Below are 280 nucleotides of genomic sequence, written 5' to 3'. Positions count from 1 at the left end.
TTGGTTGCCCCCGGCACAGGTGCCAAAGCCAAACTCACCCCAGCCGAGCGAGTCCTGGTCACCGTGCTCCACCTGCGCAAGATCGCCCCCATGGACCTCCTCGCCCAGCTCTTCGGCGTCACCACCCCAACCATCAGCCGCGCGGGCCAGGAAGTCCGCCCCCTCCTGGAAACACACGACCATCCCATCAGCGCCTCCACCGCTCGCTTTCACACACCATCCGACATCGCCGCGTTCCTGAACCACAGCAAGATCAAGAAAGCATGTTAATGATCTGCAC

1 protein-coding gene is annotated in these 280 nt (G+C 62.5%); it reads left to right on the top strand.

What is annotated here, in order from left to right; translation table 11 throughout:
* Positions 1-270, top strand: a 270-nt coding sequence (locus tag NQU54_RS48970; RefSeq protein WP_257636714.1) for a helix-turn-helix domain-containing protein, incomplete at its 5' end; no start/stop codon positions are given.
* Positions 271-280 lie beyond the last annotated feature (10 nt).

Source organism: Streptomyces malaysiensis subsp. samsunensis, from assembly GCF_024519315.1.
In the GTDB taxonomy this organism is placed as follows: domain Bacteria; phylum Actinomycetota; class Actinomycetes; order Streptomycetales; family Streptomycetaceae; genus Streptomyces; species Streptomyces malaysiensis.
The sequence above is the reverse complement of the archived record's forward strand: the minus strand, read 5'-3'. Positions and strand labels throughout refer to the sequence as shown.